The following is a 26,250-nucleotide window of genomic DNA, read 5'->3' as shown; positions in this document are numbered from 1 at the left end:
CACATGCAACGCAGATCCTTTCTCGCCGGCACGGCAGCGCTCGCAGGCGCGGTGCTCACCGTGCCCTCGCTCGTGCTCGCGCAGCCGCTGCCACTCGAGACGAAGAAAGTCTCGATTGCCGTGGGCGGCAAGAATCTCTTCTACTACCTGCCGCTCACGATCGCCGAGCGGCGCGGCTTCTTCAAGGACGAAGGTCTCGAAGTCGAGATCGCCGACTTCGCGGGCGGCTCGCAGGCGTTGAAGGCGGCCGTGGGCGGCAGCGCGGACGTCGTCTCGGGTGCGTTCGAGCACACCATCCTGCTGCAGGCGCAGCACCAGATGTTCCGCGAATTCGTGCTGCAGGGCCGCGCGCCGCAGATCGTGCTGGCCGTCTCGAAGAAGACGATGCCCAACTACCGGTCGATCGCCGACTTGAAGGGCAAGAAGATCGGCGTGACGGCGCCCGGTTCCTCCACCGCGATCATGGCGAGCTTCGTGCTGGCGAAGGCGGGGCTCACCGCGAACGACGTTTCGTTCATCGGCGTAGGCGCGGGCGCAGGCGCGATTGCCGCGCTGCAATCCGGCCAGATCGACGCGCTCGCGAATCTCGATCCGGTGATGACCCGGCTCGAACGCTCGGGCGACATTCGCGTCGTTTCCGATACACGCACGCTCGCCGACACGCACACCGTCTTCGGCGGCGACATGCCGGCGGGTTGCCTCTACGCTTCGCAGACCTTCATCACGAAGAACCCGAATACCACCCAGGCGCTCACCAATGCGATGGTGCGCGCGCTCAAGTGGCTGCAGTCGGCTACCGGCGCGCAACTCATCGACACCGTGCCCGAGAGCTATCTGCTCGGCGACCGTGCGCTGTATCTGGCCGCGTGGGAGCACGTGAAGGAGGCGATGTCGCCGGACGGCCTGATGCCGGCCGACGGCCCCGCCACCTCGCTCAAGACGCTGCAGACGTTCGATCCGAACGTACAGGGCAAGCCGATCGACCTCTCGAAGACGTGGACCAACGACTTCGTGAAGAAGGCGCTCGCCACAGTCAAGAGCTGATACCCGCAACCGGCGGCAATCAGTGGTCCCTTGCGCGGTTTTTTCGCGCAATTCCTCACACAGTTTTTCGCCTGGTTCCGGAAGACGATGACCGTACCCGCACTCGCGCTCGAGAACATCACCTGCACCTTTGCGTCGCGTGAGGACCGCTCGCAGCGCTATACCGCCGTCGCGAACGCGACGCTGCGCATTGCGCCCGGCGAGTTCGTTTCGGTGGTCGGGCCCACCGGCTGCGGCAAGTCCACGTTGCTCAACATCGGCGCCGGGCTCCTTGCGCCGAGTGCCGGCACGGTGAGCGTGTTCGGCGAGCCGCTCGCGGGTCTGAATCGCCGGGCGGGTTACATGTTCCAGGCCGACGCGTTGATGCCGTGGAAAAGCGCGCTCGACAACGTGATGGCGGGGCTGACGTTTCGCGGCGTCGCGGCGACCGAGGCACGCGCGCAGTCCGAAGAGTGGCTCAAGCGCGTGGGGCTCGGCGGTTTCGGCGACCGCTATCCGCACCAACTGTCGGGCGGCATGCGCAAGCGCGTGGCGATGGCGCAGACGCTGATACTCGACCCCGACATCGTGCTGATGGACGAGCCGTTCTCGGCGCTCGATATCCAGACGCGCCAGTTGATGGAGAACGAACTGCTCGACCTGTGGGCCGCGCGCCGCAAGGCGGTGCTTTTCATCACCCACGATCTCGACGAGGCCATCGCCATGTCGGACCGCGTGGTGGTGCTGTCGGCGGGTCCGGGCACGCATCCGATCGGCGAATTCGCGATCGATCTGCCGCGGCCGCGCGACGTGGCCGAAGTGCGCTCGCACCCGCGCTTCGTCGAACTGCATGCGCGGATCTGGGGCGTGCTGCGCGACGAGGTGCTCAAGGGTTACCAGCAGCAGCTCGCGGGCGGCTGAGGCGGCGAGCGCTGAGCGCGTTTCGAGAGGGGAGAGAGAACATCATGTGGAAACGGCTGCGCCCGCATCGGGGCAACCTCATCGTGTGGCAGTGGCTGCTGCTCGTCGCGTGCTTCGGGTTCTGGTACGTGCTGACGAGCCCGACGCTCCTGCCGCCGTTCTATTTCGACGATCCCAACAAGGCCGCCTTTTTCTTCGGCGAGCCGCAGAAGGTGTTGCTGCGCATCTGGGAGTGGTTCGCGGGCGGCGAGATCTGGCTGCACCTCTGGGTCACGCTGACCGAAACCGTGCTGGCGTTTGCGATCGGCACGGTGAGCGGGCTTGCGGTCGGCCTGTGGCTCGCGCTCGCTCCCACGGCGAGCGCGCTCTTCGACCCTTACATCAAGGCCGCCAACTCGATGCCGCGCGTGATCCTCGCGCCGATCTTTGGCGTGTGGTTCGGTCTTGGCATCTGGTCGAAGGTGGCGCTCGGCGTCACGCTCGTGTTCTTCATCGTCTTCTTCAACGTCTATCAGGGCGTGAAGGAAGTGAGTCCGGTCGTGCTCGCGAACGCGCGCATGCTGGGCGCGAACCGCAAGCAGCTGCTGCGCCACGTTTATCTGCCTAGTGCGACGAGCTGGGTGTTTTCGAGCCTGCACACGTCGGTGGGGCTCGCGTTCGTGGGGTCGGTGGTGGGCGAGTATCTGGGTTCGGCGAGCGGCGTCGGCTATCTGATCCTGCAGGCCGAAGGCACCTTCGATATCAACACCGTGTTCGCGGGAATACTCGTGCTCACAGCCTTCGCGCTGATTCTCGATGCACTCGTCGGGTTTGCGGAGCGGCGCCTCATGAAGTGGCAGCCGCATGCGGGCGACACCGAAAAACTCTAGGCGGCGCGCATGGCGCGCGCCGCATGTAGAGACATGCCGATAAAATTAAAGCTCAGGGCTCGATCACGATCTTGCCCGTCACCTTGCGCGAGGCCATGTCCTTGAGCGCCTGGGCGGTATCGGCAAGCGTATAGCGCTTCGACACGTAGGGCTTGAGCTTGCCCTCGCCGATCCACCCAATCATCTGCGCGAACGCCGCGGCATTGTGCTTCGGCTCGCGGCGCGCGAAATCTCCCCAGAATACGCCGACGAGACTCGCGCCCTTGAGCAGCGCGAGATTGAGCGGCAGCTTCGGGATCTCGCCGTTGGCGAAACCCACCACGAGATAACGGCCGCGCCAGCCGATGCTGCGAAACGCGGGCTCGGCGTAGTCGCCGCCCACGGGGTCGTAGATCACGTCGGGGCCACGGCCGTCGGTGAGCGCCTTGATGCGCTCGCGCAGGTCTTCGGTGCTGTAGTTGATCGTGGCGTCCGCGCCGAAGCGACGGCACACCTCGAGCTTTTCTTCGCTCGACGCGGCCGCGATCACGCGCGCGCCGAGCACCTTGCCGATCTCCACGGCCGCGAGGCCCACGCCGCCCGCCGCGCCCAGTACGAGCATGGTTTCGCCCGCTTTCAGCGCGGCACGGTCCACGACCGCGTGATGCGAGGTGCCGTAGGCGAGCGTGAAGGCGGCGGCCGTGGCGAAATCCGCGCCTTCGGGCAGCGGCACGCACGCGTCGGCACCGGCGATCGCCTGCTCGGCGAAGCCACCCTGACCGACGTACGCGACGACACGCGTGCCCGGCGCGAGCTTCACGCCATCGCCGGCCGCCCGCACGACACCCGCGACTTCGGCGCCCGGCGTGAAAGGCAGCGGCGGCTTCACCTGGTACTTGTTCTCGATGATCAGCACGTCGGGGAAATTGACGGCGGCGGCTTTCACGTCGATCACGACCTGGCCGGGACCGGGCACGAGATCGGGCAGATCTTCGAGCGTGAGCGAATCGGGTGGACCGTACTGGTTGCAGCGAATGGCGCGCATCGTGTCTCCTTGTCTTTCGCGTCGTTCATGGAATCGGGAGCAGCTGACAGTGTACGGCAAATCGCCCGAATGCGAACGACCGTGCGTTTATTCGCAAGGGCCAAAATGGGTATCGAAGCGGGCTTTCGAGAGCCGGCGTGAGTGGCGCAAACGCCCGCGCAGCAAGGTCGGCGACGCGGTGCGGGACGCTCGTGCAGGGCGCGCCGGCCTGTCGTTCGCCTGCCTTCTTTCCTCGGTTACAATCGACCGATGCGAATACTACTCAGCAACGACGACGGTTATCTCGCCCCAGGGCTCGCAGCCCTCTACGAAGCGCTCCAGCCGCTCGGCGAGGTCACGGTGATGGCGCCGGAGCAGAACTGCAGCGGCGCATCGAACTCGCTCACGCTGTGGCGGCCGCTGTCGGTGCAGCGCTCGAAGACCACCGGGTTTCACTACGTGAACGGCACGCCCACCGACTCGGTGCACATTGCGCTCACCGGCATGCTGGAACACCGGCCCGACCTCGTGGTTTCCGGCATCAACAACGGCCAGAACATGGGCGAGGACACGCTCTACTCGGGCACCGTGGCGGCCGCTACGGAAGGCATCATGTTCGGCGTCCCGGCCATCGCGTTCTCGCTCGTGGACAAGGACTGGGCGCACCTCGATTCCGCCGCGCGCGTTGCGGCCGACATCGTCGCGCATTACCTCGCGCATCCGTTGCCGGGGCATCCGTTGCTGAACGTCAACATTCCGAACTTGCCGTACGACGAACTCGGCGAGTGGCGCGTGACGCGCCTCGGCAAGCGCCATCCCTCGCAGCCGGTGATCCGGCAGACTGACCCGCGCGGCGAGCCGATCTACTGGATCGGCCCCTCGGGCAGCGCGCGCGACGCGAGCGAGGGCACGGATTTTCACGCGGTATCGCACGGCCACGTGTCGATCACGCCGCTGCAACTCGATCTGACCCATACGCAGATGTTGCCGAAGACGCACGAATGGGTGCGTCAGGGCGGCAGCGCTTCATGACGGGCGAGCGCACCCGGCGTTTTCCGCTTGGACTCGCGGATCTCGTTCGCGAGCCGCGCCGTCGCGACGCGCGGCCATCGGGCGCGGGCGCGTCCAAACCTGCGGCGGTGAAAAGCGTGGCCGCGCCGACGATGCCCCCCGCGAGCGCTAAAAGTGGCGCCGCGGGGGGCGCCGCGGCGAAGCCGATGCCGACGCGTGTGAGCCAGGCAGTGCAGGCTGCCGAGGCGAAGGGCGTTGCCAAGGGCTCGACGAAAGGACCCGCAGCGGGGCCAGCGAAGGGACCCGCGAAGGAGCCGATGAAGGGGCCGATGAAGAGCGCCGCGGCATCGCCCGCGCGCGCGGGCAGCGTGCGCCGCAGCGACACCGCTCCCCGATCCGCCTCGCCGCTTCCCCTTCCCACGAATCGCGCTGGCGCCGCGCGCCCGGCCGTCTTGACGCGTCCCGGCGCGGCACCGGCAACCGGCGCCCCCGCCGTGCCGTTGAACAGCGCACTTGCGCTGACTTCGGAACGGGTTCGCGAACGCATGGTCGAACGCGTGCGTGCAAACGGCATTGCCGATCCGCGCGTGCTCCAGGCACTCGCGGGCGTGCCGCGCCACATGTTCGTCGATCCGGGTCTCGCAACCCAGGCCTACGAAGATGCGGCGCTGCCGATCGGTCATCAGCAGACCATCTCGAAACCCTCGGTGGTGGCCCGCATGCTCGAGCTCGCAGGCGCGGGCCGCACGCTGGATCGCGTGCTCGAGATCGGCACGGGTTGCGGCTATCAGGCCGCGGTGCTGAGCCGCATTGCGCGCGATGTGTATTCGATTGAACGCATCAAGCCGCTGTACGAGCGGGCGAAGACGAATCTGCGCCCGCTGCGCATCCCGAATATTCGCCTGCACTATGGCGACGGACGGCTCGGATTGCCGTCGGCGGCGCCATTCGACGCGATCGTGATCGCGGCCGCGGGCTTCGACGTGCCGCAGGCGCTGCTCGAACAGCTCGCCATCGGCGGGCGGCTCGTGGCGCCGGTCGCGTCGGCCGGCAGCGATACGGTCCAGGTGCTCACGCTCGTCGAGCGCACGGGCCCGGCGCAGTGGCGGGAGTCGCGGCTTGATCGCGTTTTCTTTGTCCCTTTAAAATCCGGAGTGATCTGAAAACGATGAGTATGTTGCGCGCGATGCAAAGAAACCGCCCGAAAGCCGACCTGACCGTAGCCCAGCGCAGCGCCTCTGTCATCGCGCTTTGTCTGTTGACGGCCTGCGCGACGCGGCTCGATCAGGCGCCTGTCGTCGACCGCACCGCGCCGCCGGCCGGCACTACCGCCGCCGCGCAGCCCGCCGTGCCGCTCGGACCGCCGCCTCCGGGATACTACCGGGTGAAACCGGGCGACACGTTGTACAGAATTGCGCTCGAAAACGGCCAGAACTATCGCGACATCGCGACGTGGAACAATCTCACCAATCCGAATCAGATTGAGGTGGATCAGTTGCTGCGCGTGGCGCCCCCGGGTGCGAACGTCGCCGGCTCCACGCCGGGTGTCGTGACCGCGCCGGTGCCGGGCGGCAATGTGACGAGCGTGCCGCCGGGCACGGCTGCGGCTATGCCGTCGATGATCGGTTCGGGCGCAGGCGCCGCCGCAGTTGTGCCACCGCCGCCGCAACCGCAGGCAGGCGCGAGCGACAGCGCGGCGCCCGCGGGCAGCATCGCGCTGGCGTGGCCGGTGCGCGGCCCGGTGCTCGCCGGTTTCGACGATACGAAGAGCAAGGGCATCGATATCGGCGGCGCGGCGGGCGATCCTGTCAAGGCGGCAGGAGACGGGCGCGTGGTTTATGCCGGAAATGGGCTGCGCGGATACGGCAATCTCATTATCATCAAACATGACGCCACGTTTTTGACAGCGTATGCACACAACCGAGCTTTGATGGTAAAAGAAGGGGATGCGGTCACCAAAGGTCAGAAGATCGCCGAAATGGGAAATAGTGATTCGGACCGTGTGATGCTGCATTTCGAAGTTCGCCGTCAGGGCAAGCCCGTCGACCCACTGAAGTACTTGCCGCCGCAATAATAGCGAGCCGACCATGCCGAAATCGAAGCGCCGTCTGCAGCAAACCGAGTCTGACAGCCAAGCCGCCCCGGTTTCGGTCGAGGACGGCGCTGCGTCGGCCGACGACGAGGCGCAGTCCGAGAACGAGAACGGCCGCGATTTCGACGAACGGGAAGCCGCCTCGGACGAAGAGGGCGGCACGCGCGAGGCCGCCGAACCGGCTCCGGACGCCGACGACTTCCGCGCGATCCTGCAGGCCGAGCTCACGGCCGACACTATCCAGCATTATCTGAACCGGATCAGCGTGAAGCCGCTGCTCACGGTCGAAGAAGAGCAGCGTTACTCGCGTCTTGCGAAGGCGGGCGAGTTCGAGGCGCGCCAGGTCATGATCGAGCGCAATCTGCGGCTCGTGGTCAGCATCGCGAAGGGCTACCTGAATCGCGGCGTGCCGCTGCTCGACCTGATCGAAGAGGGCAATCTCGGCCTCATGCACGCGATCGAGAAGTTCGATCCGGGGCGCGGCTTCCGTTTCTCGACCTATGCCACCTGGTGGATCCGTCAGAGCATCGAGCGCGCGATCATGAACCAGGCACGCACGGTGCGCCTGCCGGTACACGTGATCCGCGAGCTGAACCAGGTGCTGCGCGCGAAGCGTCATCTCGAAAAGAACTCGCTGAATGCCGATTCGGCTTCCGAGCGGCGCGACGCGAGCATCGACGATATCGCCTATCTCACCGGCAAGACCACCGAGGAAGTCACCGACATCCTCGCGCTCAACGAACATACGGCGTCGCTCGACGCGCCGCTCGACCTCGATCCCGCGAGCAGCCTGCTCGATCTGCTCTCGGACGAGCAGAGCCAGTCGCCGGACGCCGAAGTGCAGCACCGCGAGCTCGAGACGCTCACGCGCGCGTGGCTCGGGCGTCTCTCGGACAAGCATCGCCACGTGATCGAGCGCCGCTTCGGGCTGAACCATATCGAGCCGGCGACGCTCGAAGAACTGGCCGACGAAATGGGCCTGACCCGCGAGCGCGTGCGCCAGATCCAGCAGGAAGCTCTCGTGCGGCTCAAGCGCTTCTTCGCTTCCAACGGCGTGCGTAAGGACGCCGTCCTCTAAATTCCGCAGTTCCGACTTGCAGCCTGAATGACACCTGTCCTCGTATTCGACATCGAGACGATTCCCGATGTCGACGGCATTCGCCGTCTCGACACGCTTCCCGCTTCGCTGACCGACGCCGAAGTGGCCGAACACGCGTTCGCCGCGCGCCGCGAGAAAACCGGCAGCGATTTCCTGCCGCACCATTTGCAGCGCGTCGCTGCCATTTCGTGCGTGTTTCGCGACGGCCAAGGCTTTCGCGTGCGCTCGCTCGGCACGCCCGAGGACGGCGAGGCCGCGCTGATCCAGTCGTTCTACCGCACGATCGAAAAGTACACGCCGCAACTGGTTTCCTGGAACGGCGGCGGCTTCGACCTGCCGGTGCTGCACTACCGCGCGCTCGTGCACGGCATCCGCGCGTCGCGCTACTGGGACCTCGGCGAAGACGACCGCGACTTCAAGTGGAACAACTACATCAGCCGCTATCACTCGCGTCACACCGACCTGATGGACGTGCTGGCGATGTATCAGGCGCGCGCGAACGCGCCGCTCGACGCGCTCGCGAAGCTGTGCGGTTTTCCGGGCAAGCTCGGGATGGACGGCGGCCAGGTGTGGAGCGCTTTCCAGGAAGGGCGGATCGAGGAAATCCGCAACTACTGCGAAACCGACGTGGTCAACACCTACCTGCTGTATTGCCGGTTTCAGATGATGCGCGGCGGTTTTTCCGAGCGCGAATACGAAGACGAAATCGCGCACGTGAAGAACGCGCTTGCAATGGAGCCGGCGCCGCATTGGGCCGAGTATCTCGCCGCCTTCGGTGCGTGAGCGATCGCTCGGGGTGGATCAGTCCAGTTCCAGCACGATGGGCTGATGGTCGGACGCCTCGGTTGCGCCGTCGATCTCGCAGCGTTTGAGACGTCCGCGCAGATCCTCGGTGACGAACACGAAATCGCACGTGATCGGTCCGGACGACCATTGTTCCGTGTCGTAGACACCGGCCGTCGGCGGCGGCGTTGCGCCCGGGTGCAACGCCGTCCACGCATCGACGAATGCCGGGCTGCCGTCGATGGGTTCGAGCATGCGCTCGTAGGCCTCGCTACCCCACGCGCTGTTGAAGTCCCCACACAGAATTGCGCTTGCCGGGCGCCCCGTCGGCGCAAACGGACCGTTGCCTCGTTCTCCCGGAGCAGGCGATGCTGCGTGGGCTGCCGCCTCCTGCTGGAGCCGCCGCAGGTCGTCGACCTGGGCGAGCCGCTGCTTCACCGAATAGAATTCCAGATGCGTGACCAGCACGCGTAGCGCGTTGCTTGACGCGCCGATCACGGCTTCCAGGGCGACCCGCTGCATGGAAGGCGCGGCGGGATCGGCGGGCCAGGGCAGCGTGTGCCGGAATACCTGGGCGACGGGAAGACGCGTTGCGATGGCGTTGCCGAACTGGCGCCGCCGCGCGCCGGGTGCGACGGGTGCGCCGGGCGCTGCCGGAAGATCGGCGCCGATGGCTTCGATCACGGTATAGCCAGGCAGAAGCGCCGCCAGTTCGGCGAACTGATCGTCGCCGGGGGCGCCCGGCAGCTCCGCGAAGCCCCGCGTGATTTCCTGCAGACAGAGCACGTCGAAGTCGGCAAGGTGCCGCGCTTCGCGCACAGTGCGCGCCAGATCGACCGCTCCCGCAGCGCTGCGGCCCCATTGCACGTTCCAGCTCAGCAATTTCACGGGCGACTCCCGAAGCACAGCCGACAGGGTTGCAATGTAGCCGAAAGCGGATCTACCCGTCGCTCGTGCCCTGACGGCTGCAAGGCCTGAAAGGCATCAGCGCGGCATGCCGGGGCAGGACCCGCGCGCCGCGGAAGTGACGCGCTGATCGGCATCGAAAAACACGGCAAAACGCGTACCGTTGTTGTCCCCCAACGCATACTGGAAGCAGTTGTTGCCTGCGTAGGTGTATTCGCCGTCCGGCGGCCCGATGCGTCGCACGACCTCTTGCTGCGTCATGCCGCGCGAGACCTGGCTAATGATACTTTCGGGCTTGACGGACGAAGCGCAGGCGGCGAGGCCTAAAAGCGCGGCCGCGGCGATGGCGCAGAGAGTTGGCTTGCTCATTCGATTCCTGATGGTGAAAGACAGATTGTCTCTACATCAGGCACGCCAAATCCATTGGGTTAATCGAGTATTGGGTCAATCGAGTAGTACGTGAACAGCGAGCAGCAGCAAACCCATGACCGCAAGCGGAGCGGCAAGACCGCCGAACACCAGCATGATCTTGTGCCGGTGAGCGACGCACGGCGACGCGAGCGATTCGATTGCCGGTGCCATCAGTGCGACGACGCCGCCAAACAGGATCAGCACGATCGGAAGGAGTTGAAGCGAAATAATACTGGTCATGATCTGCGATCCTCGGTTCGGTTCAGGCGTGCGGCCAGACATGTCCTATCGTAGTGACCGAGGTAGGCGAAGAGGATCGGACTGGTACTAAAGTAATTCTGGGCCGGCAGCTCGCGGCATGGCGGCGGCCCTCTCGTGCCGGGCGCGGGCGCCGACTTCGTCTACAATCTCGCCTTCGCCCAATTTTCACTCACCGTCTGTCAGGAATCCGCTGGTGTCTCAAGCCGCCCCCGACCCTCAAGCCGAACCCGTAGAAGCCGCGCCCGCCGCGGCCGTCCCCGCGAAGCGCAGCAAGCGCGAGCGCCGGGCCGAGCGGCGCGCCGCCGCCGACGCGTCGGTGCTTCATGCCCCGATTCTGGAGATCGAGTCGCTCGATATGGAGGCGCGCGGCGTCGGCCGCACCGTCACCGAAACGGGCGAGCCGGGCAAGGTGATCTTCGTCGAGGGCGCGCTGCCCGGCGAGCGTGTCACTTATTCGAGCTACCGCCGAAAGCCGAGCTTCGAGCAGGCCCAGGTGGTGGACGTGTTGCGCGAGAGCGTGATCCGCACGAAACCGCAGTGCAAGTTTTTCGGCACCTGCGGCGGCTGCTCGATGCAGCATCTGGACGTGCGCGCGCAGATCGCCGTCAAGCAGCGCGTGCTCGAAGACAATCTCGCGCATCTTGCGAAGGTGCGCGCCGAAACGCTGTTCCGGCCCATTCACGGCCCGTCCTGGGGCTATCGCTACCGCGCGCGCCTGACCGTGCGCAACGTGCCGAAAAAGGGCGGGGTGCTGGTCGGCTTTCACGAGCGCAAGAGCAGCTACGTCGCCGACATGACGAGTTGCGAAGTGCTGCCGCCGCACGTCTCGGCGATGCTCGTGCCGCTGCGCGAGCTGGTCGAAGGCCTGTCGATCCGCGATCGCATGCCGCAGATCGAGCTCGCCGTAGGCGCGAGCGTGACCGCGCTCGTGCTGCGCATCCTGGAACCGCTCACCGCCGCCGACGAAGCGCTGCTGCGCACCTTCGCCGATGCGCACAACGTGCAGTTCTGGCTCCAGCCGAAAGGCCCGGACACGGTGTTTCCGTTTTACCCGCTCGATGCGCAGTTGGACTACACGCTGCCGGAGTTCGATATCCGGATGCCGTTCAAGCCGACGGACTTTACCCAGGTCAATCATCAGATCAATCGCGTGCTGGTGGGCCGTGCGCTGCGCCTGCTCGCGCCGGAGCCGGGCGATCGCGTGCTCGACCTCTTTTGCGGCATCGGCAACTTCACGCTGCCGCTCGCGCGTCTCGCACGCGAGGTGGTGGGCATCGAAGGCAGCGAAACGTTGACGGCGCGCGCGCTCGAGAATGCCCGCGCGAACGGGGTGGATGGCCATACATCCTTCGCCTGCCGCAACCTGTTCGAAGTGAGCGCCGACGATATGCGCGCGCTCGGCGCTTTCGACAAGTTTCTCGTCGATCCGCCGCGTGAAGGGGCGCTCGCCGTGTCGAAAGCGCTCGCGGATATCGCGCAAAGCGGCGAAGGCCCGTTGCCGAGGCGCATCGTGTACGTGTCGTGCAATCCCTCGACGCTTGCGCGCGATGCGGGCCTGCTCGTGCACGAGGCCGGCTATCGGCTGAAGGGAGCGGGCGTCGTGAACATGTTCCCGCACACGTCCCACGTGGAGTCGATTGCGCTGTTCGAGCGCGACTGAGTCCATCGCGACCGGCGCGCGTGCGTGCGCCGGGTGCCGGGTGCCGGGTTCAGGCGAAAAAAAGCCCCGCAGGATGCGGGGCTTTGTCTTTTCTGCGCCTGGGCCAGCTCGGCGCCGAGGGCTTACCAGAGCTGCCACCACGATTTGTTGTCCTTGCCCGCGCGTGCACGGCCCGTAATGTACGGGCTGTCCGGGAAGGTCGCGGCGAGCACGCGGCGCGTGTCGTCGGCGAGCTGCGGCTGATCGAGCTTCTGGTACGACAGGATCATGATGTGCAGCGCGTCTTCGATCGCCGGCGCGCTCTTGTACTCGGTGATCGCGAGCTGCGCGCGATTGATCGCGGCCACGTAGGCGCCGCGGCGGTAGTAGTAGTCGGCGGCGTGAACTTCGTGCGAAGCCAGCGCGTTCACGATGTAGCGCATGCGCTGCGCGGCGTCCGGCGCGTACTTGCTCTGCGGATACTTGTCCACCACGACCTTGAACGCGTCATAGGACTCGCGCAGCGACTTCGGATCGCGCTCGCTCATGTCCTGACCCGAGAAGCGGCCGAAGAGGCCCAGGTCGTCGTTGAAGTGGATCATGCCCTTGAGGTAATAGGCATAGGAAATGTCCGGGTGATCCGGGTGCAGCTGGATGAAGCGGTCGATGGCCTGGTCGGCGGCGTCGTTCTCGCTGTCCTTCCAGTCGCAGTAGGCCACGTTGATCTGCGCCTGCTGCGCGAAGTGACCGAACGGGTCGCGGCCCTCGAGCGATTCGAAGTACTTCGCGCACTTGCTCCAGTCACCGGCGGAGAGCGCGTCCTGAGCCTCCGTATATAATTTGTTGTTGTTCCACGTTGCCGTTTCGTCGGTTTTTTCCGGCAGGCCGTGGCAGGCCGCCACTACGGCGAGCGCGGCGCCGCAGGCGGCGATGCGGATCACGTTGCCGATCTTGCTGAGTATTGCCGATGCGGCCGAATCGGCCGATTCGGCCAGTTCGGGCGATCGCGCTTCCGTGTGCCGGGCCATCGCGTGTTGGGCCAGTTTCGTAATCGTGTTCAAGGCTCGCATTTTCCAGTTCAGCTTCAGGTCCCAGTTCGACCCAGACTCAATGACCCGTTCAGTTCTTCCGGGAGGCGGCGCCCCCGGCGCCCAAAACAGCATCGACCATTATAGCCTGGGCGAAGTGCCCGATGACGCAGCGTCCGGCGAGGCGCTCGACGACGACCTCGGCGCGGACGCGCTCGCGGCCCCCGCCGGCAGCGCGAGCGCCGGCCGCGAGCGGGGCGCCGAAGCGCCGCGCCGCGTCCAGGTGCCCGACGAGCTCGCCGGCGAGCGGCTCGACAAGGTGCTCGCCAAGGTCTTTCCCGAATTCTCACGCAGCCGCCTGCAGGGCTGGATCGAGGCGCAGCGCGTGCGCGTGGATGGTGCGAGCGCCAAGGTGCGCCAGCCGGTGCCGCTCGGCGCCACGATCGAGCTCGTGCCCGATCTGCTGCCCGAGCAGCTGGCGTTCACGCCCGAGCCGGTGCCGCTCGACGTCATTTACGAGGACGAGGCGATTCTCGTCATCAACAAGCCTGCCGGGCTCGTCGTGCATCCGGCCGCGGGCAACTGGAGCGGGACGATCCTCAACGGCCTGTTGCACCGCTACGGCGAGGCGGCCGCGGGCCTGCCGCGCGCGGGTATCGTGCACCGGCTCGACAAGGAGACTTCGGGGCTGATGGTCGTCGCGCGCACGCTCGAAGCGCAGACCGATCTCGTGCGCCAGTTGCAGGCTCGCACCGTCAAGCGCCGCTATCTGGCGCTCGTGTGGGGCAACACGCCCGACAAGGGCACCATCGACGCGCCGATCGGCCGCGATCCGCGCGAGCGCACGCGCATGGCGGTAGTGAAGGGCGCGGCAGGCAAGCCCGCGCGCACGCACTTCCGTCGCATCGACAAGACGCTCTGGCACAACCAGCCCATCAGCGCGATCCATTGCGATCTGGAGACGGGGCGCACGCACCAGATTCGCGTGCATTGTGCGGCCGTCGGTCATCCGCTGCTCGGCGACCCGGTGTATGGCCACGCGCGCGGAAGGCGTTCGGTTGCCGCGCTGCCGGACGGCTTCGCGCGGCAGGCGCTGCACGCCTGGCGGCTCGGCCTCATCCACCCGGTGACGGGCCGCGCGATGCAGTGGCGCGCCGAGGTGCCCGACGACATGGATGCGCTGATCGCAGCGCTCGGCTTCGGCCCGGAAGACGAGGACGAACACGGCTTCGACGACGAGGTCTTCGACAGCGCCTACACGGACGAAGGTTTCGTGATCGGCAGCGACGAAGATGACGAAGAGGACGACGACGATAGCGACAGCGAGGACCGCCGCGCATGAGCACCACCGTTGAACTGACTTCTTCGGATCTGCTGCATCCCGACTGGCAGGCACCGGCCAGGGTCCGGGCCATCGTCACGACGCGCAACGGCGGCGTGAGCGCTCCGCCTTTTGGCCGCTGGCAGGCCGAAGTTGAAGGCGGGGAGGGGCACGATCTGCCGGGCGGCCTCAATCTCGGCCGGCTTTCGGGCGACGAACTCGACGATGTCGAGGCGAACCGGGCACGGCTTCTCGCCTATGCCGGCGTGCCGGCGGCCTGGCTCAAGCAGGTCCACGGCGCCGGTGTGGTCGAGGCCGGGGCGGCGCTCGCCGCCGCCCGCGCGGGCGAGCCGCTTGCCGCCGACGCGAGCGTGACGGATCGCCCCGGCATTGCCTGCACGGTGATGGTGGCCGACTGCATGCCCGTGCTGCTGTGCGACGACGCCGGCCGCGCAGTGGGCGCGGCCCATGCGGGCTGGCGCGGGCTGGCCGCCGGTGTCATCGAGCGCACGACCGAACGCGTGGCCGCGCTGGCCGTATGCGCGCCGCAGGATCTGCACGCGTACCTCGGTCCGGCGATCGGGCCGACGGCCTTCGAAGTGGGGGCAGACGTGCGTGACGCCTTCATGAATCACGCGGCCCATGTCGAAGGGGCACAACGCGAGGCGACGGCCGCTGCGTTCGTCGCGCGCCCGGAGGCGCCCGGCAAGTACTTCGCCGATCTGGGCGCGCTCGCCCGTTTGCGGCTTGCGGCGCTCGGCGTCACGCGCATCAGCGGCGGCGATCAGTGCACCTACACGCAGCGCGAGCAGTTCTATTCGTACCGGCGCGATCATGTGACGGGCCGCATGGCGGCACTCATCTGGCTCGAACCCTGACGCGTTTCAATCAGCGCATTTTTGCTGCGCCTCCGACAGTTTCCCGGCCGTTTTGCTGCAACGCATCAAGCGCCGGGAAACGCAGTACGCGAACGAATGCCGATTGCGTGCTGGCTCGCCGCATTGCATTGCAACCGCTTGGCCGCACGATGCTTTTTAACCCATCGTGCGGCGCCTCGCTTTTTACGCGGAAGTCGGGCGATAACCCACATCGGGAAAACGATAATAAAAAAATTATCGCAGTGCGGCAAAATCGGGCACAAGCATTGACATGCTTCGCAGTGGGGAGCAAGAATGTCCTTCACCTACGGGACAGGACGTGACGAGGCGCGACGCGCGCCATGTCTGCGTACCACCTGCCTCTCAACCAGTCCTTCGGGGCATATCGGTCAAAAGCAGGCATGACGGCATCTGAACGTTCCACGAATTCCCCGGGCACGGGCGCTTCAACTAGCGGTGCGCAGCAATTCACTCCGGATGCCGCCGGAATGCAGCAGATACTCGAAGCGTGGACCCAGGCCTGGCGCAATGCCATGAATGCTGCGCAGCAAGCCCAGCAGGCTGCGGCCCGGCAGGCGCCGTTTCAGAACGGCTGGTGGCCGCAAGCGGGCGTCGCTGCTAACGGCGCCGGTGGTCCCGGTGGTGGTCTGCATGGCGCTTTCGGCGCGCCTGCCGGTGTGGCGTCGCCGTTCGAGGCGTTTCGCCTGCCGGCGGCTTCGATCGAACCCTCGCGTCTGCAGCAACTTCAGGCCGACTATTCGCGCGAGGCGCTCGATTTGTTGCGCCAGGCGTCGGACACCACGCCGCAGGCGCCTGAACTGAAGGACCGCCGTTTCAGCTCGGACGCATGGAAGGCCACGCCGGCCTACGCATTCACGGCCGCATGGTATCTGCTCAACGCGCGTTACCTGCACGAACTTGCCGACTCGATCAACGCCGATCCGAAAACCCGCGAGCGCATTCGCTTCGCCGTGCAGCAGTGGACGGCCGCGGCCTCGCCCAGCAATTTCCTCGCGCTCAATCCGGACGCCCAGAACACCTTGCTCGAAACGCACGGCGAAAGCCTGCGCCAGGGCGTGATGAATCTGCTGGGCGACCTCACGCGCGGCAAGATCTCGCAGACCGACGAATCGCGCTTCGTGGTGGGCCGCAATCTTGCGACGACCGAAGGCTCGGTCGTGTTCGAGAACGAACTGTTCCAGTTGATCCAGTACAAGCCGCGCACGACGAGCGTGCGCGAGCGGCCGCTCCTGATCGTGCCGCCCTGCATCAACAAGTTCTACATCCTCGACCTGCAACCCGAGAATTCGCTCGTCGCCTACGCGCTCGAGCAGGGGCAGCAGGTGTTTCTCGTCTCCTGGCACAACGGCGACGCATCGATCGTCGACAAGACGTGGGACGACTACATCGAAGACGGCGTGCTCAAGGCCATCGAGGTCGTGCGCAGCATCAGCGGCCGCGAGCAGATCAACACGCTCGGCTTTTGCATCGGCGGCACGATGCTGGCCACGGCGCTTGCGGTCGCGGCAGCGCGCGGCGAGCATCCGGCGTCGTCGATGACGCTGCTCACCGCGATGCTCGACTTCGCGGATACGGGCGTGCTCGACGTGTTCGTCGACGAGGCGCACGTGCAGATGCGCGAGCAGACCATCGGCGGCAAGAACGGCACGAAGCCGGGCCTCATGCACGGCGTGGAGTTCGCCAACACGTTCTCGTTCCTGCGCCCCAACGATCTGGTCTGGAATTACGTCGTCGATAACTATCTCAAGGGCCGCACGCCGGCGCCGTTCGACCTGCTGTTCTGGAACAGCGATTCGACGAGCTTCCCCGGCCCGGCCTACACGTGGTATCTGCGCAATACCTACCTCGAGAACAAGCTGCGCGAGCCTGGTGCGCTCACCGTGTGCGGCGAGGAGGTGGATCTCTCGCGCATCGACGTGCCGACTTTCATCTACGGTTCGCGCGACGATCACATCGTGCCGTGGCGCACGGCGTACGCCTCGGTGCCGCTGCTCTCGGGGCCGCTGCGCTTCGTGCTGGGCGCGTCGGGGCATATCGCGGGCGTGATCAATCCGGCTTCGAAGAACAAGCGCAGTTTCTGGAGCATCGAAACCGACGCGAAGCACCTGCCGGCCGATGCGCAACAATGGTTTGGGCAGGCGCAGGAGAAACCCGGCAGCTGGTGGCCGACGTGGGCCGAATGGCTCGATCAGTATGGCGGCAAGAAGGTCAAGCCGCGTGCGCAGGCCGGATCGGCGGAGTTTCCGGAGATCGAACCGGCGCCGGGACGTTACGTGCAGCAGCGCGATTAAAAGCGCACCGCTGCGGGAATGGTTTTTAACTTGACGGGCCGGCGTCTCTCGCGACGTTCTGCTGGCCGGAGGAACTGGAAATGACTGACATTGTGATCGTATCGGCCGCACGCACGGCAGTGGGCAAATTCGGCGGCTCGCTCGCGAAGATTCCGGCTCCCGAACTGGGCGCGGTAGTGATCAAGGAAGCGCTCGCGCGCGCGGGCATCAAGCCCGAGCAGGTGAGCGAAGTGATCATGGGTCAGGTGCTGACGGCCGGCTCGGGCCAGAACGTGGCGCGCCAGGCGGCCATCAAGGCGGGCTTGCCCGCTTCGGTTCCGGCGATGACGATCAACAAGGTGTGCGGCTCGGGCCTGAAGGCCGTGATGCTCGCCGCCAACGCGATCATCGCGGGCGACGCCGAGATCGTCGTGGCGGGCGGCCAGGAGAACATGAGCGCATCGCCGCACGTGCTGCCGGGCTCGCGCGACGGCTTCCGCATGGGCGACGCGAAGCTCGTCGACACCATGATCGTGGACGGCCTGTGGGACGTCTACAACCAGTACCACATGGGCGTGACGGCGGAAAACGTCGCGAAGGAATTCGGCATCACGCGCGAAGAGCAGGACGCGTTCGCGGCACTCTCGCAGAACAAGGCGGAAGCCGCGCAAAAGGCAGGCCGCTTCGACGACGAAATCGTGCCGGTTGCGATTCCGCAGAAGAAGGGTGAGCCGCTCCAGTTCAAGACCGACGAGTTCGTGCGCCACGGTGTGACGGCGGAATCGCTCGCGGGCCTGAAGCCGGCGTTCAACAAGGAAGGCACGGTGACGGCGGCGAACGCCTCGGGCCTGAACGACGGCGCGGCTGCGGTGGTGGTCATGTCGGCGAAGAAGGCCGAGGAGCTGGGCCTGAAGCCGCTCGCGCGCATCAAGGCGTACTCGAACGCGGGTCTCGATCCGAAGATCATGGGCATGGGCCCGGTGCCGGCATCGAAGCGCTGCCTCGAGCGCGCAGGCTGGACGCCGCAGGACCTCGATCTCATGGAGATCAACGAGGCCTTTGCCGCGCAGGCGCTCGCCGTGAACAAGCAGATGGGCTGGGACACGTCGAAGATCAACGTGAACGGCGGCGCGATCGCCATCGGTCACCCGATCGGCGCGTCGGGTTGCCGCGTGCTCGTCACGCTGCTGTACGAGATGCAGAAGCGCGATGCGAAGAAGGGCCTGGCCTCGCTGTGTATCGGCGGCGGCATGGGCGTGGCGCTCGCAGTCGAGCGCGCCTGAGGTAGCGAACGGAGCCGGCCGCCTGGGTGGTTTCAAGGCGGCCGGCTTCGGTGCCGCGCACCGCATGACAGGCGTGGGCGGCACCGGTCCCGTGCTTGATTGTGCTTGAGCATGCTTGAGCGCGATCGATGAGCGGGACAGAGGAAGGGCGAGGCCGGGGCCGTCGTTGGGCGCCCCGGAAAACGATAATGGAGTTGGGTTTATGTCACAGCGTATTGCGTATGTAACGGGCGGCATGGGGGGCATCGGCACCGGGATTTGCCAGCGCCTCGCGAAGCAGGGCTTCATCGTGGTAGCCGGCTGCGGCCCGAACTCGCCGCGCCGTGCGAAGTGGCTGGAAGATCAGAAGGCGCTCGGTTTCGACTTCGTGGCCTCGGAAGGCAACGTCGGCGACTGGGATTCGACGCGTCAGGCCTTCGACAAGGTCAAGGCCGAGGTGGGCGAGGTCGAGGTGCTCGTCAACAACGCGGGCATCACGCGCGACGTGGTGTTTCGCAAGATGACGCGCGAGGACTGGACGGCCGTGATCGACACGAACCTCACGAGCCTCTTCAACGTGACGAAACAGGTGATCGACGGCATGGTCGAGCGCGGCTGGGGCCGCATCATCAACATCTCGTCGGTGAACGGACAGAAAGGCCAGTTCGGGCAGACCAACTACTCGACGGCCAAGGCAGGCATCCACGGCTTCACGATGGCGCTCGCGCAGGAAGTGGCCACCAAGGGCGTGACGGTCAATACCGTTTCGCCGGGCTACATCGGCACGGACATGGTGAAGTCGATCCGCCCGGACGTACTGGAGAAGATCGTGGCGACCATTCCGGTGCGGCGCCTCGGCGCGCCCGAGGAAATCGCCTCGATCGTCGCATGGCTCGCCTCCGACGAATCGGGCTTTGCAACCGGTGCGGACTTCTCGCTGAACGGCGGGTTGCACATGGGCTGATCCGGCGCGCCGCGCGCCCGGGGTTTCGGGAGCGCGCGGCACCGCAGGGATCCATACGGACCAGGCGCCTCGCTGCACACCGGGGCAGGCGCCGCATCCGGGCTAGACCGGCACGCGAGGCGTAGCCGGGCGAACAAGGGCGACACATGACGACTACAAAGAAAACCGCCGAACGACTGATCAAGAAATATCCGAACCGTCGGCTGTACGACACGGAGACGAGCACCTACATCACGTTGACCGATGTGAAGCAGCTCGTGCTCGATCAGGAGGAATTCAAGGTCATCGACGCGAAGACCAACGAGGATCTGACGCGCAGCATCCTGTTGCAGATCATCCTGGAAGAAGAAAGCGGCGGGCTGCCGATGTTCTCTTCGTCGATGCTGTCGCAGATCATTCGCTTCTATGGTCATGCGATGCAGGGGATGATGGGGGCTTACCTGGAAAAGAACATCCAGGCATTCATCGACATCCAGAACAAGCTCGCGGATCAGTCGAAGAGCCTCTATGAAGGCAACGCGATGAACCCCGAGGTCTGGTCGCAGTTCATGAACATGCAGGCGCCCATGATGCAGGGCATGATGACGAGCTACATCGAGCAGTCGAAGAACATGTTCGTGCAGATGCAGGAGCAGATGCAGAACCAGGCGAAGTCGATGTTCAGCAGCTTCCCGTTCAAACCGCCCGCGCAGGGCACGCCCGAGAGCGAAGACGAGAAGAAGTGAGCGGGGCGGACGCGGTGGAATAGCGGCCACGCCGGCAGTGCATTTGCCGTGCGCGCGCCTCGCGCCAACGCGTCCGGGTAGAGCGCTCAGGCCATCTTGAGGTCGCGCAACGCTTTCGGATAGCGTACCGCTACGCGCAACAGGGTTTGTGCGGCGCCCGTCGGCTGGCGCTGGTCCTGTCCCAGTCTTGCAGCGTGCACATGGAGCGTCCAAAAGCCCGGTAGCGCTGCAAAGGCGCTTTGCACGAGTCCGATCTTGAAATGATCTCGATCAAGGATCGCCGTCTGCAAATCCTTGATTCGGCCCGACTTTTCCATGCTGCGCACCTAAGCAGCGCCGTTCCATATGACATCCGGGTAAAATAGAGGATTGGCTTGATCCTCGCGCGGCGCATCGACCGCCTTGCGCCCCACATCCGGACGTACACGTGAAAAACCCTGTTGAATCAACGACCTCCCGCAATCCTGCTCCGCGTGTGGGGATGGTTTCCCTCGGCTGCCCGAAGGCGCTCGTCGACTCCGAGCAGATCATTACGCAACTGCGCGCGGAGGGTTACGAAATCTCCGGCACCTATGACGGCGCCGATCTGGTCGTGGTCAACACCTGCGGTTTCATCGACGAAGCGGTGCAGGAAAGTCTCGACGCCATCGGCGAAGCCCTGAGCGAGAACGGCAAGGTGATCGTCACGGGTTGTCTGGGGGCGAAGCAGAGCGCGAGCGGCTCGAACCTCATCGAGGAAGTTCATCCCAAGGTGCTGGCCGTGACCGGTCCGCATGCGGTCGGCGAAGTCATGCAGGTGGTCCACACCCATCTGCCCAAGCCGCACGATCCGTTCGTCGATCTCGTACCGCCCGCGGGCGTGAAACTCACGCCGCGCCACTACGCGTACCTGAAGATTTCCGAAGGCTGCAACCACCGCTGCACGTTCTGCATTATCCCGTCGATGCGTGGCGATCTCGTTTCGCGCCCCGTCGCCGAGGTGATGCTCGAGGCCGAAAACCTCTTCAAGTCGGGCGTCAAAGAACTGCTCGTGATCTCGCAGGACACGAGCGCCTACGGCGTGGACGTGAAGTACCGCACCGGCTTCTGGAACGGCCGCCCGCTCAAGACGCGCATGACCGATCTCGTCGGCGCGCTGGGCGAACTGGCTGCGCAGTACGGCGCCTGGGTGCGTCTGCATTACGTGTATCCGTATCCGAGCGTCGATGAAGTCATTCCGCTGATGGCCGAAGGCCCGTTCAAGGGCCACGTGCTGCCGTATCTCGACGTGCCGTTCCAGCACGCGCATCCCGAAGTGCTCAAGCGCATGAAGCGCCCCGCGAATGCGGAGAAGGTGCTCGAGCGCGTGCAGGCCTGGCGCGCGATGTGCCCGGATCTCACGATCCGCAGCACCTTCATCGCAGGCTTTCCGGGCGAAACGGAAGAGCAGTTCGAAACGCTGCTCGATTTCATCCGCGAGGCCGAACTCGACCGCGTGGGCTGCTTCGCCTATTCGCCCGTGGAAGGCGCGAGCGCCAACGAACTCGATGGCGCGTTGCCCGACGAAGTGCGCGAGGAGCGCCGCGCGCGCTTCATGGAGGTGGCCGAAGCCGTGTCGGCGAAGCGCATCCAGCGCAAGGTCGGCAAGACGCTCAAGGTGCTGATCGACGAAATCAACGTCGACGGCGGTATCGGCCGCACCGCCGCCGATGCGCCCGAAATCGACGGTGTCGTCTATGTCGCGCCGGCGACCAGGGCGTCGAAGCGCTACAAGGTCGGCGACTTCGTCTCGGTGAAGATCACCGGCGCAGACGGGCACGATCTCTGGGGCGAGGTCTGAGCGGCATGAGCGAAGCCGCACCGCAGGTTCTCGCGTTCGGCGAGGCGATGGTCGAATTCAATCAGGCATCCCGAGATAAACCCGAGTACCTGCAAGGCTTCGGCGGCGATACGTCGAACTTCTGCCTTGCCGCCGCGCGCCAGGGCGTGCGCACGGGTTTCGTCTCCGCTGTCGGCGACGACCCGTTCGGGCACCTCCTGCTCGATCTGTGGGCGCGCGAGGGCGTCGATACGTCCACTGTGCGGCTCGACGCAGCGGCGCCCACCGGCGTCTATTTCGTCTCGCATGGCCCGAACGGCCACGTATTCGACTATTTGCGCGCCGGCTCGGCGGCAAGCCGCTACACACCGCGCGATTTGCCGCGCGAAGCGCTTGCGGCGGCGCGCGTGCTGCATCTGTCCGGCATCAGCGTCGCGATCAGCAACACGGCCTGCGATGCGGCGTTCGCCGCGATCGACCTCGTGCATGCGGGCGGCGGCCAGGTCAGCTTCGATACCAACCTGCGGCTCAAGCTCTGGCCGTTGCCGCGCGCGCGAGCCGTGATGAGCGAAGTGCTGCGTGCCACCGACATCTGTCTGCCCAGCTGGGACGACGTGACGGTGCTGACGGGGCTGGACGATCGCGATGCGATCGTCGACTGGCTGCTTGCGCACGGGCCGCGCGTGGTGGCGTTGAAGCTCGGCAAGGAGGGCGCGTACGTGGCGACTGCGGACGAGCGGCGCCTCGTGCCGGGCCGCGTGGTCGCGGCGGTCGATGCAACCGGCGCGGGCGATTGCTTCGGCGGCGCGTTCATTGCCCGCCTCGTGTCGGGCGACGATCCGTTCGCTGCGGCGCGTTACGCGAATGCGGCGGCGGCGCTCTCGACGCTGGGCTTTGGCGCCGTCGCACCGATTCCGCGTCGCGAGGCGGTCGAAGCCCTGCTGGCTACGTAAGGGTAAGGGGCCACCCAGCAGCTTGCCGTCCGGCGCACGGCTCATTCGAAGGTGAAGTCAGGAAACCGATGAAAAACTCGATCTTGAAGCAATGGATTGCCGCTTCGCGCGGCCCGCGCAAGATGGCCGGCGCGCTTGCCGTGGCGGCGTTCGCGTTGACGTTGCCTTTGTCGGCGCGCGCGCAGAACGCGGTCGATCCCGTGAAGGAACTGGCCGCGCCGCCGTCGATACAATTGCCGCTCAAGCCGAACCCCGAATTCGCGCAGTTTCCGCGCTACGTGGGCATGCTCGGCAAGCGGCAGATCGTGATGCGACTCGGACCGAAGACCGACGACCCGACCGGCGTCCACGGCGAGTATCAGTTCACTGACACGGGCGAGGTCATCCTGATCGCGGGCGACCGCGAGGGCACGACACTCGAAGGCGAGGAGTCGAACGACGGCACGCACATCACCGGCAACTGGGTGGGGACGTTCTCCCCCGACGGCACGGTTTCGGGCGAGCGCATGGAAGTGGACGACTCGAACCCGGTCGATTTCGAACTGAAGCCGCTTGCGGCCGGGCAGCCGGTGCCTGCCCCGACCGCTGCCGCTGCTGCGCCTGCCGATTCGGGCGCGGCTTCTTCGGCTCCCGCGGGCGCCCAGCCCGTGGGCGGCGTCAGCAACCTCACTACCGGTCAATAGCCTCCCAAATGAAGAAAACCGACTCCAGCCGCGCGTTGCAGACGCGCATTCTCCATCCGGAAGGCGAGATCACGCCGGGTTTCGAGTCCTTTGCCGCGCCCGTCACGCGTGCCTCGACCGTGGTCTTTCCCGATCTGGCGACACTGCGCGCGCTCGACTGGCGCAACGACGCGCAATGGCGCTACGGCCTGCACGCGACGCCGACCTCCGCAATGCTGGCCCAGCGGCTCGCGGCGATAGAAGGCGGCGAGCATGTGCTGCTGCAGCCCTCGGGGCTCTCGGCGATTTCGAACGTGTATTTCGGCCTCGTGAAAGCGGGCGACGATGTGCTGATTCCCGACAACGCCTATTCGCCGAACCGCGATCACGGCGACTGGCTCGCGCGCGACTTCGGCGTGACGGCACGCTACTACGATCCGCTGATCGGCGCCGGCATTGCCTCGCTGATCCAGCCCAACACCCGGCTGATCTGGATCGAAGCGCCGGGCTCCGTCACGATGGAAGTGCCCGACGTGGGGGCGATCACGGCGGCGGCGCGTGCGCGCAACGTGGTGACGGCGATCGACAACACGTATTCGGCCGGTATCGCGTTCAAGCCGTTCGAACATGGCGTCGATATCTCGGTGCAGGCGCTCACGAAATATCAGTCCGGCGGCAGCGACGTGCTGATGGGCGCGACCATCACGCGCGACCGCGAGGTGTATCTGAAGCTCAAGCAGGCGCGCATGCGTCTCGGTATCGGCGTCTCGGCGGACGACTGCTCGCTCGTGCTGCGCGCACTGCCGAGCATGAAGGCGCGCTTCGAAGCGCACGACCGCAGCGCGTTTGCGCTCGCGAGCTGGCTCAAGACGCGCGGCGAGATCGCGGCTATGCTGCACCCGGCATTCGAGGATTGCCCAGGTCACGCCGAATTCCAGCGCGATTTCACGGGCGCGGGCGGCCTTTTTTCGGTGGTGTTCCACGAGCGCTACAGCCCGGAGCAGATCGATACGTTCTGCGAATCGCTCGAGCTTTTCGCGCTCGGCTGGAGCTGGGGCGGGGCAAACAGCCTCGTGATGCCTTACCACGTCGACTCGATGCGCACGGCGTCGCGCTGGACGCATCGCGGCACGCTGGTGCGCTTCTACGTGGGTCTCGAAGACGAGGCCGACCTGCGCGCCGACATCGAGCAGGCGCTCGCGACGCTCGCCTGATACTCCGGGCACCGGGGCGGGAGGCCCGACCCGGCGCGCCAGCCGGTCAGAACAGCCGCAGCAAGCCGTCGAGCCCGACGAAATTGAACGCCACGCTCGCGGCTTCGCGCACCACCGGCTTCGCCCGGAAGGCCACCGAAAGGCCGGCTTCGGCCATCATCTTCAGATCGTTCGAGCCGTCGCCCATTGCAATCGCGCGGCGCGGCTCGATACCGAGCTGCGCGCACGTTTGTACGAGCGTGCGCGCCTTGACGTCGGCATTGACGATCTCGCCGCTCACGCGTCCCGTGAGCTTGCCGTCGACGATTTCGAGCGTATTCGCGTGGGTGTAGTCGAGCCCGAGGCGCGCCTTGAGGCGCTCGGTGAAGAACGTGAAGCCGCCGGAGACGAGCAGCGTCTTCAGGCCCGCCGCCTTCGCCCCCGCCAGCATCTGCCCGGCGCCCGGCGAGAGTTGCAGGCGCTCTTCATACACGCGTTCGAGCGCGCTCGCGTCGAGTCCCTTGAGCAGCGCCACGCGGCGCGTGAGGCTCTCGTTGAAGTCCTTGATCTCGCCGCGCATCGACGCTTCGGTGATCGCCGCGACCTCGGCCTTGAGGCCGCAGAAGTCGGCGATTTCGTCGATGCATTCGATCGTGATGAGCGTCGAATCCATGTCCATCGCAACGAGGCCGAAGTCGGCGAGCGTGCGGCCCGCTTCGACGAACGCATAGTCCAGCCGGTGCGTGCCGCAATACACGTCGAGGTCGGCGCGCTGGCCCGGTGCGGCGTCGTCGATGCGCAGGGCGTAATCGTCGAGCGGCGTGAGGCGGCTGCCGCGCGCGAGCGCGAGCAGCGGCTTGTGGTGGACGGCAGGCAGCGGGGCGGGGCTCTGGATGACGAGGTTCATGTCGTGGCTGGACAGCGGGCGTAGGCGCCGCGCCCGGATGCGCGGCAAATCCGGACATTGTAACTGCTCGCAGCGCGTCTCCGGCCGGGCGCCCGGGGCATCCGGCTTCCTGTTGTGCCTTGGCGGGACGCTGCGATCCGCCCCTCTGCGCACCTTGACGCGACGAAAGCTTGCGTTCGTTGCACAATGAAAGCTCGCGCGGCAGTCCGACGGGGGGCGGCTGCCGCATGCCGTCAACCGCACGCGCCGC

The 26,250-nt window shown here is 66.0% G+C and carries 26 protein-coding genes; 19 read left to right on the top strand and 7 right to left on the bottom strand.

Features of this window, described 5'->3' with window-relative positions; translation table 11 throughout:
- Nucleotides 1-3 precede the first annotated feature (3 nt).
- The 3 genes from U5760_RS01495 to U5760_RS01485 all read left to right on the top strand — a co-directional run bounded on the left by U5760_RS01495 (nucleotide 4) and on the right by U5760_RS01485 (nucleotide 2,813).
- Nucleotides 4-1,044, top strand: coding sequence for an ABC transporter substrate-binding protein (locus tag U5760_RS01495; RefSeq protein WP_322009107.1), 1,041 nt, complete (start codon nucleotides 4-6; stop codon nucleotides 1,042-1,044).
- 87 nt (nucleotides 1,045-1,131) lie between these two features.
- Complete coding sequence (locus U5760_RS01490; RefSeq protein ID WP_322009105.1) at nucleotides 1,132-1,944, top strand: ABC transporter ATP-binding protein; 813 nt, start codon at nucleotides 1,132-1,134, stop codon at nucleotides 1,942-1,944.
- Between the two features lie 44 nt (nucleotides 1,945-1,988).
- Nucleotides 1,989-2,813, top strand: a complete 825-nt coding sequence (locus U5760_RS01485; RefSeq protein WP_322009104.1) for an ABC transporter permease — start codon at nucleotides 1,989-1,991, stop codon at nucleotides 2,811-2,813.
- 52 nt (nucleotides 2,814-2,865) lie between these two features.
- Here U5760_RS01485 and U5760_RS01480 read toward each other — a convergent pair whose 3' ends face one another.
- Complete coding sequence (locus tag U5760_RS01480; protein ID WP_322009102.1) at nucleotides 2,866-3,837, bottom strand: NADPH:quinone oxidoreductase family protein; 972 nt, start codon at nucleotides 3,835-3,837, stop codon at nucleotides 2,866-2,868.
- 249 nt (nucleotides 3,838-4,086) lie between these two features.
- On the opposite strand from U5760_RS01480, the gene surE reads away from it, so the two are divergent.
- From surE to U5760_RS01455, 5 genes are read left to right on the top strand one after another with little or no spacing between them, the layout of a single operon-like run.
- On the top strand, nucleotides 4,087-4,848 hold the full coding sequence (gene surE, locus U5760_RS01475; RefSeq protein WP_322009101.1) for a 5'/3'-nucleotidase SurE: 762 nt from the start codon (nucleotides 4,087-4,089) through the stop codon (nucleotides 4,846-4,848).
- Nucleotides 4,845-5,990, top strand: a complete 1,146-nt coding sequence (locus U5760_RS01470; protein WP_322009990.1) for a protein-L-isoaspartate(D-aspartate) O-methyltransferase — start codon at nucleotides 4,845-4,847, stop codon at nucleotides 5,988-5,990. The genes surE and U5760_RS01470 overlap by 4 nt, the downstream gene beginning before the upstream one ends.
- A gap of 5 nt (nucleotides 5,991-5,995) precedes the next feature.
- Nucleotides 5,996-6,901: a peptidoglycan DD-metalloendopeptidase family protein gene (locus tag U5760_RS01465; protein WP_322009100.1), complete on the top strand. Its 906-nt coding sequence runs from the start codon at nucleotides 5,996-5,998 to the stop codon at nucleotides 6,899-6,901.
- 13 nt (nucleotides 6,902-6,914) lie between these two features.
- Nucleotides 6,915-7,997, top strand: coding sequence for an RNA polymerase sigma factor RpoS (gene rpoS, locus U5760_RS01460; protein WP_322009099.1), 1,083 nt, complete (start codon nucleotides 6,915-6,917; stop codon nucleotides 7,995-7,997).
- Nucleotides 7,998-8,024: 27 nt separating this feature from the next.
- Entirely contained in the window at nucleotides 8,025-8,801 is a 777-nt protein-coding gene (locus tag U5760_RS01455; RefSeq protein ID WP_322009097.1) for a 3'-5' exonuclease, read from the top strand.
- A gap of 18 nt (nucleotides 8,802-8,819) precedes the next feature.
- Here the strand turns inward: U5760_RS01455 and U5760_RS01450 are convergent, their stop codons facing one another.
- The 3 genes from U5760_RS01450 to U5760_RS01440 form a co-directional block, all read right to left on the bottom strand.
- On the bottom strand, nucleotides 8,820-9,689 hold the full coding sequence (locus U5760_RS01450) for an endonuclease/exonuclease/phosphatase family protein (RefSeq protein ID WP_322009096.1): 870 nt from the start codon (nucleotides 9,687-9,689) through the stop codon (nucleotides 8,820-8,822).
- A gap of 96 nt (nucleotides 9,690-9,785) precedes the next feature.
- Nucleotides 9,786-10,076 carry an outer membrane protein assembly factor BamE domain-containing protein gene (gene bamE / locus U5760_RS01445; RefSeq protein ID WP_322009095.1) on the bottom strand — a complete coding sequence of 97 codons (291 nt, stop codon included), beginning with the start codon at nucleotides 10,074-10,076 and terminating at the stop codon, nucleotides 9,786-9,788.
- Between the two features lie 75 nt (nucleotides 10,077-10,151).
- Nucleotides 10,152-10,358 (bottom strand): hypothetical protein, encoded by a 207-nt coding sequence (locus tag U5760_RS01440; RefSeq protein WP_322009093.1) that lies wholly within the window; start codon nucleotides 10,356-10,358, stop codon nucleotides 10,152-10,154.
- A gap of 376 nt (nucleotides 10,359-10,734) precedes the next feature.
- Between U5760_RS01440 and rlmD the strand changes: the two genes are divergently transcribed.
- A complete protein-coding gene (gene rlmD / locus U5760_RS01435; protein WP_415914036.1) occupies nucleotides 10,735-12,039 on the top strand; it encodes a 23S rRNA (uracil(1939)-C(5))-methyltransferase RlmD in 1,305 nt (434 codons plus the stop codon).
- Nucleotides 12,040-12,161: 122 nt separating this feature from the next.
- On the opposite strand, the gene U5760_RS01430 is transcribed toward rlmD, so the two are convergent.
- Nucleotides 12,162-13,079 carry an outer membrane protein assembly factor BamD gene (locus U5760_RS01430; RefSeq protein WP_415914019.1) on the bottom strand — a complete coding sequence of 306 codons (918 nt, stop codon included), beginning with the start codon at nucleotides 13,077-13,079 and terminating at the stop codon, nucleotides 12,162-12,164.
- Nucleotides 13,080-13,128: 49 nt separating this feature from the next.
- On the opposite strand from U5760_RS01430, the gene U5760_RS01425 reads away from it, so the two are divergent.
- The 6 genes from U5760_RS01425 to phaR all read left to right on the top strand — a co-directional run bounded on the left by U5760_RS01425 (nucleotide 13,129) and on the right by phaR (nucleotide 20,487).
- Nucleotides 13,129-14,388, top strand: a complete 1,260-nt coding sequence (locus tag U5760_RS01425) for an RluA family pseudouridine synthase (protein WP_322009090.1) — start codon at nucleotides 13,129-13,131, stop codon at nucleotides 14,386-14,388.
- Nucleotides 14,385-15,245 (top strand): peptidoglycan editing factor PgeF, encoded by an 861-nt coding sequence (pgeF, locus tag U5760_RS01420; protein ID WP_322009089.1) that lies wholly within the window; start codon nucleotides 14,385-14,387, stop codon nucleotides 15,243-15,245. Before U5760_RS01425 ends, pgeF begins: the two co-directional genes overlap by 4 nt.
- 401 nt (nucleotides 15,246-15,646) lie before the next feature.
- Nucleotides 15,647-17,557, top strand: coding sequence for a class I poly(R)-hydroxyalkanoic acid synthase (gene phaC, locus U5760_RS01415; protein WP_322009087.1), 1,911 nt, complete (start codon nucleotides 15,647-15,649; stop codon nucleotides 17,555-17,557).
- Between the two features lie 80 nt (nucleotides 17,558-17,637).
- The gene (locus U5760_RS01410) at nucleotides 17,638-18,819 is read left to right on the top strand and encodes an acetyl-CoA C-acetyltransferase (protein ID WP_322009085.1); all 1,182 of its coding nucleotides are present in this window, start codon (nucleotides 17,638-17,640) and stop codon (nucleotides 18,817-18,819) included.
- A 202-nt stretch (nucleotides 18,820-19,021) separates the two neighbouring features.
- Complete coding sequence (locus tag U5760_RS01405) at nucleotides 19,022-19,762, top strand: 3-ketoacyl-ACP reductase (RefSeq protein ID WP_322009084.1); 741 nt, start codon at nucleotides 19,022-19,024, stop codon at nucleotides 19,760-19,762.
- Nucleotides 19,763-19,908: 146 nt separating this feature from the next.
- Nucleotides 19,909-20,487 (top strand): polyhydroxyalkanoate synthesis repressor PhaR, encoded by a 579-nt coding sequence (gene phaR, locus U5760_RS01400; protein ID WP_322009083.1) that lies wholly within the window; start codon nucleotides 19,909-19,911, stop codon nucleotides 20,485-20,487.
- 86 nt (nucleotides 20,488-20,573) lie between these two features.
- Here phaR and U5760_RS01395 read toward each other — a convergent pair whose 3' ends face one another.
- Nucleotides 20,574-20,804 (bottom strand): transcriptional regulator, encoded by a 231-nt coding sequence (locus U5760_RS01395; protein ID WP_322009082.1) that lies wholly within the window; start codon nucleotides 20,802-20,804, stop codon nucleotides 20,574-20,576.
- Between the two features lie 164 nt (nucleotides 20,805-20,968).
- Between U5760_RS01395 and rimO the strand changes: the two genes are divergently transcribed.
- The 4 genes from rimO (at nucleotide 20,969) to U5760_RS01375 (ending at nucleotide 25,114) form a co-directional block, all read left to right on the top strand.
- Complete coding sequence (rimO, locus tag U5760_RS01390; protein WP_322009987.1) at nucleotides 20,969-22,306, top strand: 30S ribosomal protein S12 methylthiotransferase RimO; 1,338 nt, start codon at nucleotides 20,969-20,971, stop codon at nucleotides 22,304-22,306.
- A 5-nt stretch (nucleotides 22,307-22,311) separates the two neighbouring features.
- Nucleotides 22,312-23,238 carry a sugar kinase gene (locus tag U5760_RS01385; protein ID WP_322009079.1) on the top strand — a complete coding sequence of 309 codons (927 nt, stop codon included), beginning with the start codon at nucleotides 22,312-22,314 and terminating at the stop codon, nucleotides 23,236-23,238.
- 68 nt (nucleotides 23,239-23,306) lie between these two features.
- Nucleotides 23,307-23,921 carry a hypothetical protein gene (locus U5760_RS01380; protein WP_415914018.1) on the top strand — a complete coding sequence of 205 codons (615 nt, stop codon included), beginning with the start codon at nucleotides 23,307-23,309 and terminating at the stop codon, nucleotides 23,919-23,921.
- An 8-nt stretch (nucleotides 23,922-23,929) separates the two neighbouring features.
- Nucleotides 23,930-25,114 carry a cystathionine beta-lyase gene (locus tag U5760_RS01375; RefSeq protein WP_322009077.1) on the top strand — a complete coding sequence of 395 codons (1,185 nt, stop codon included), beginning with the start codon at nucleotides 23,930-23,932 and terminating at the stop codon, nucleotides 25,112-25,114.
- 46 nt (nucleotides 25,115-25,160) lie between these two features.
- Here the strand turns inward: U5760_RS01375 and serB are convergent, their stop codons facing one another.
- Nucleotides 25,161-26,000, bottom strand: coding sequence for a phosphoserine phosphatase SerB (gene serB / locus U5760_RS01370; RefSeq protein WP_322009076.1), 840 nt, complete (start codon nucleotides 25,998-26,000; stop codon nucleotides 25,161-25,163).
- Nucleotides 26,001-26,250: the final 250 nt, after the last annotated feature.

The sequence above is a fragment of the Paraburkholderia sp. J12 genome, from assembly GCF_905220215.1.
In the GTDB taxonomy this organism is placed as follows: Bacteria; Pseudomonadota; Gammaproteobacteria; order Burkholderiales; family Burkholderiaceae; genus Paraburkholderia.
The sequence above is the reverse complement of the archived record's forward strand: the minus strand, read 5'-3'. Positions and strand labels throughout refer to the sequence as shown.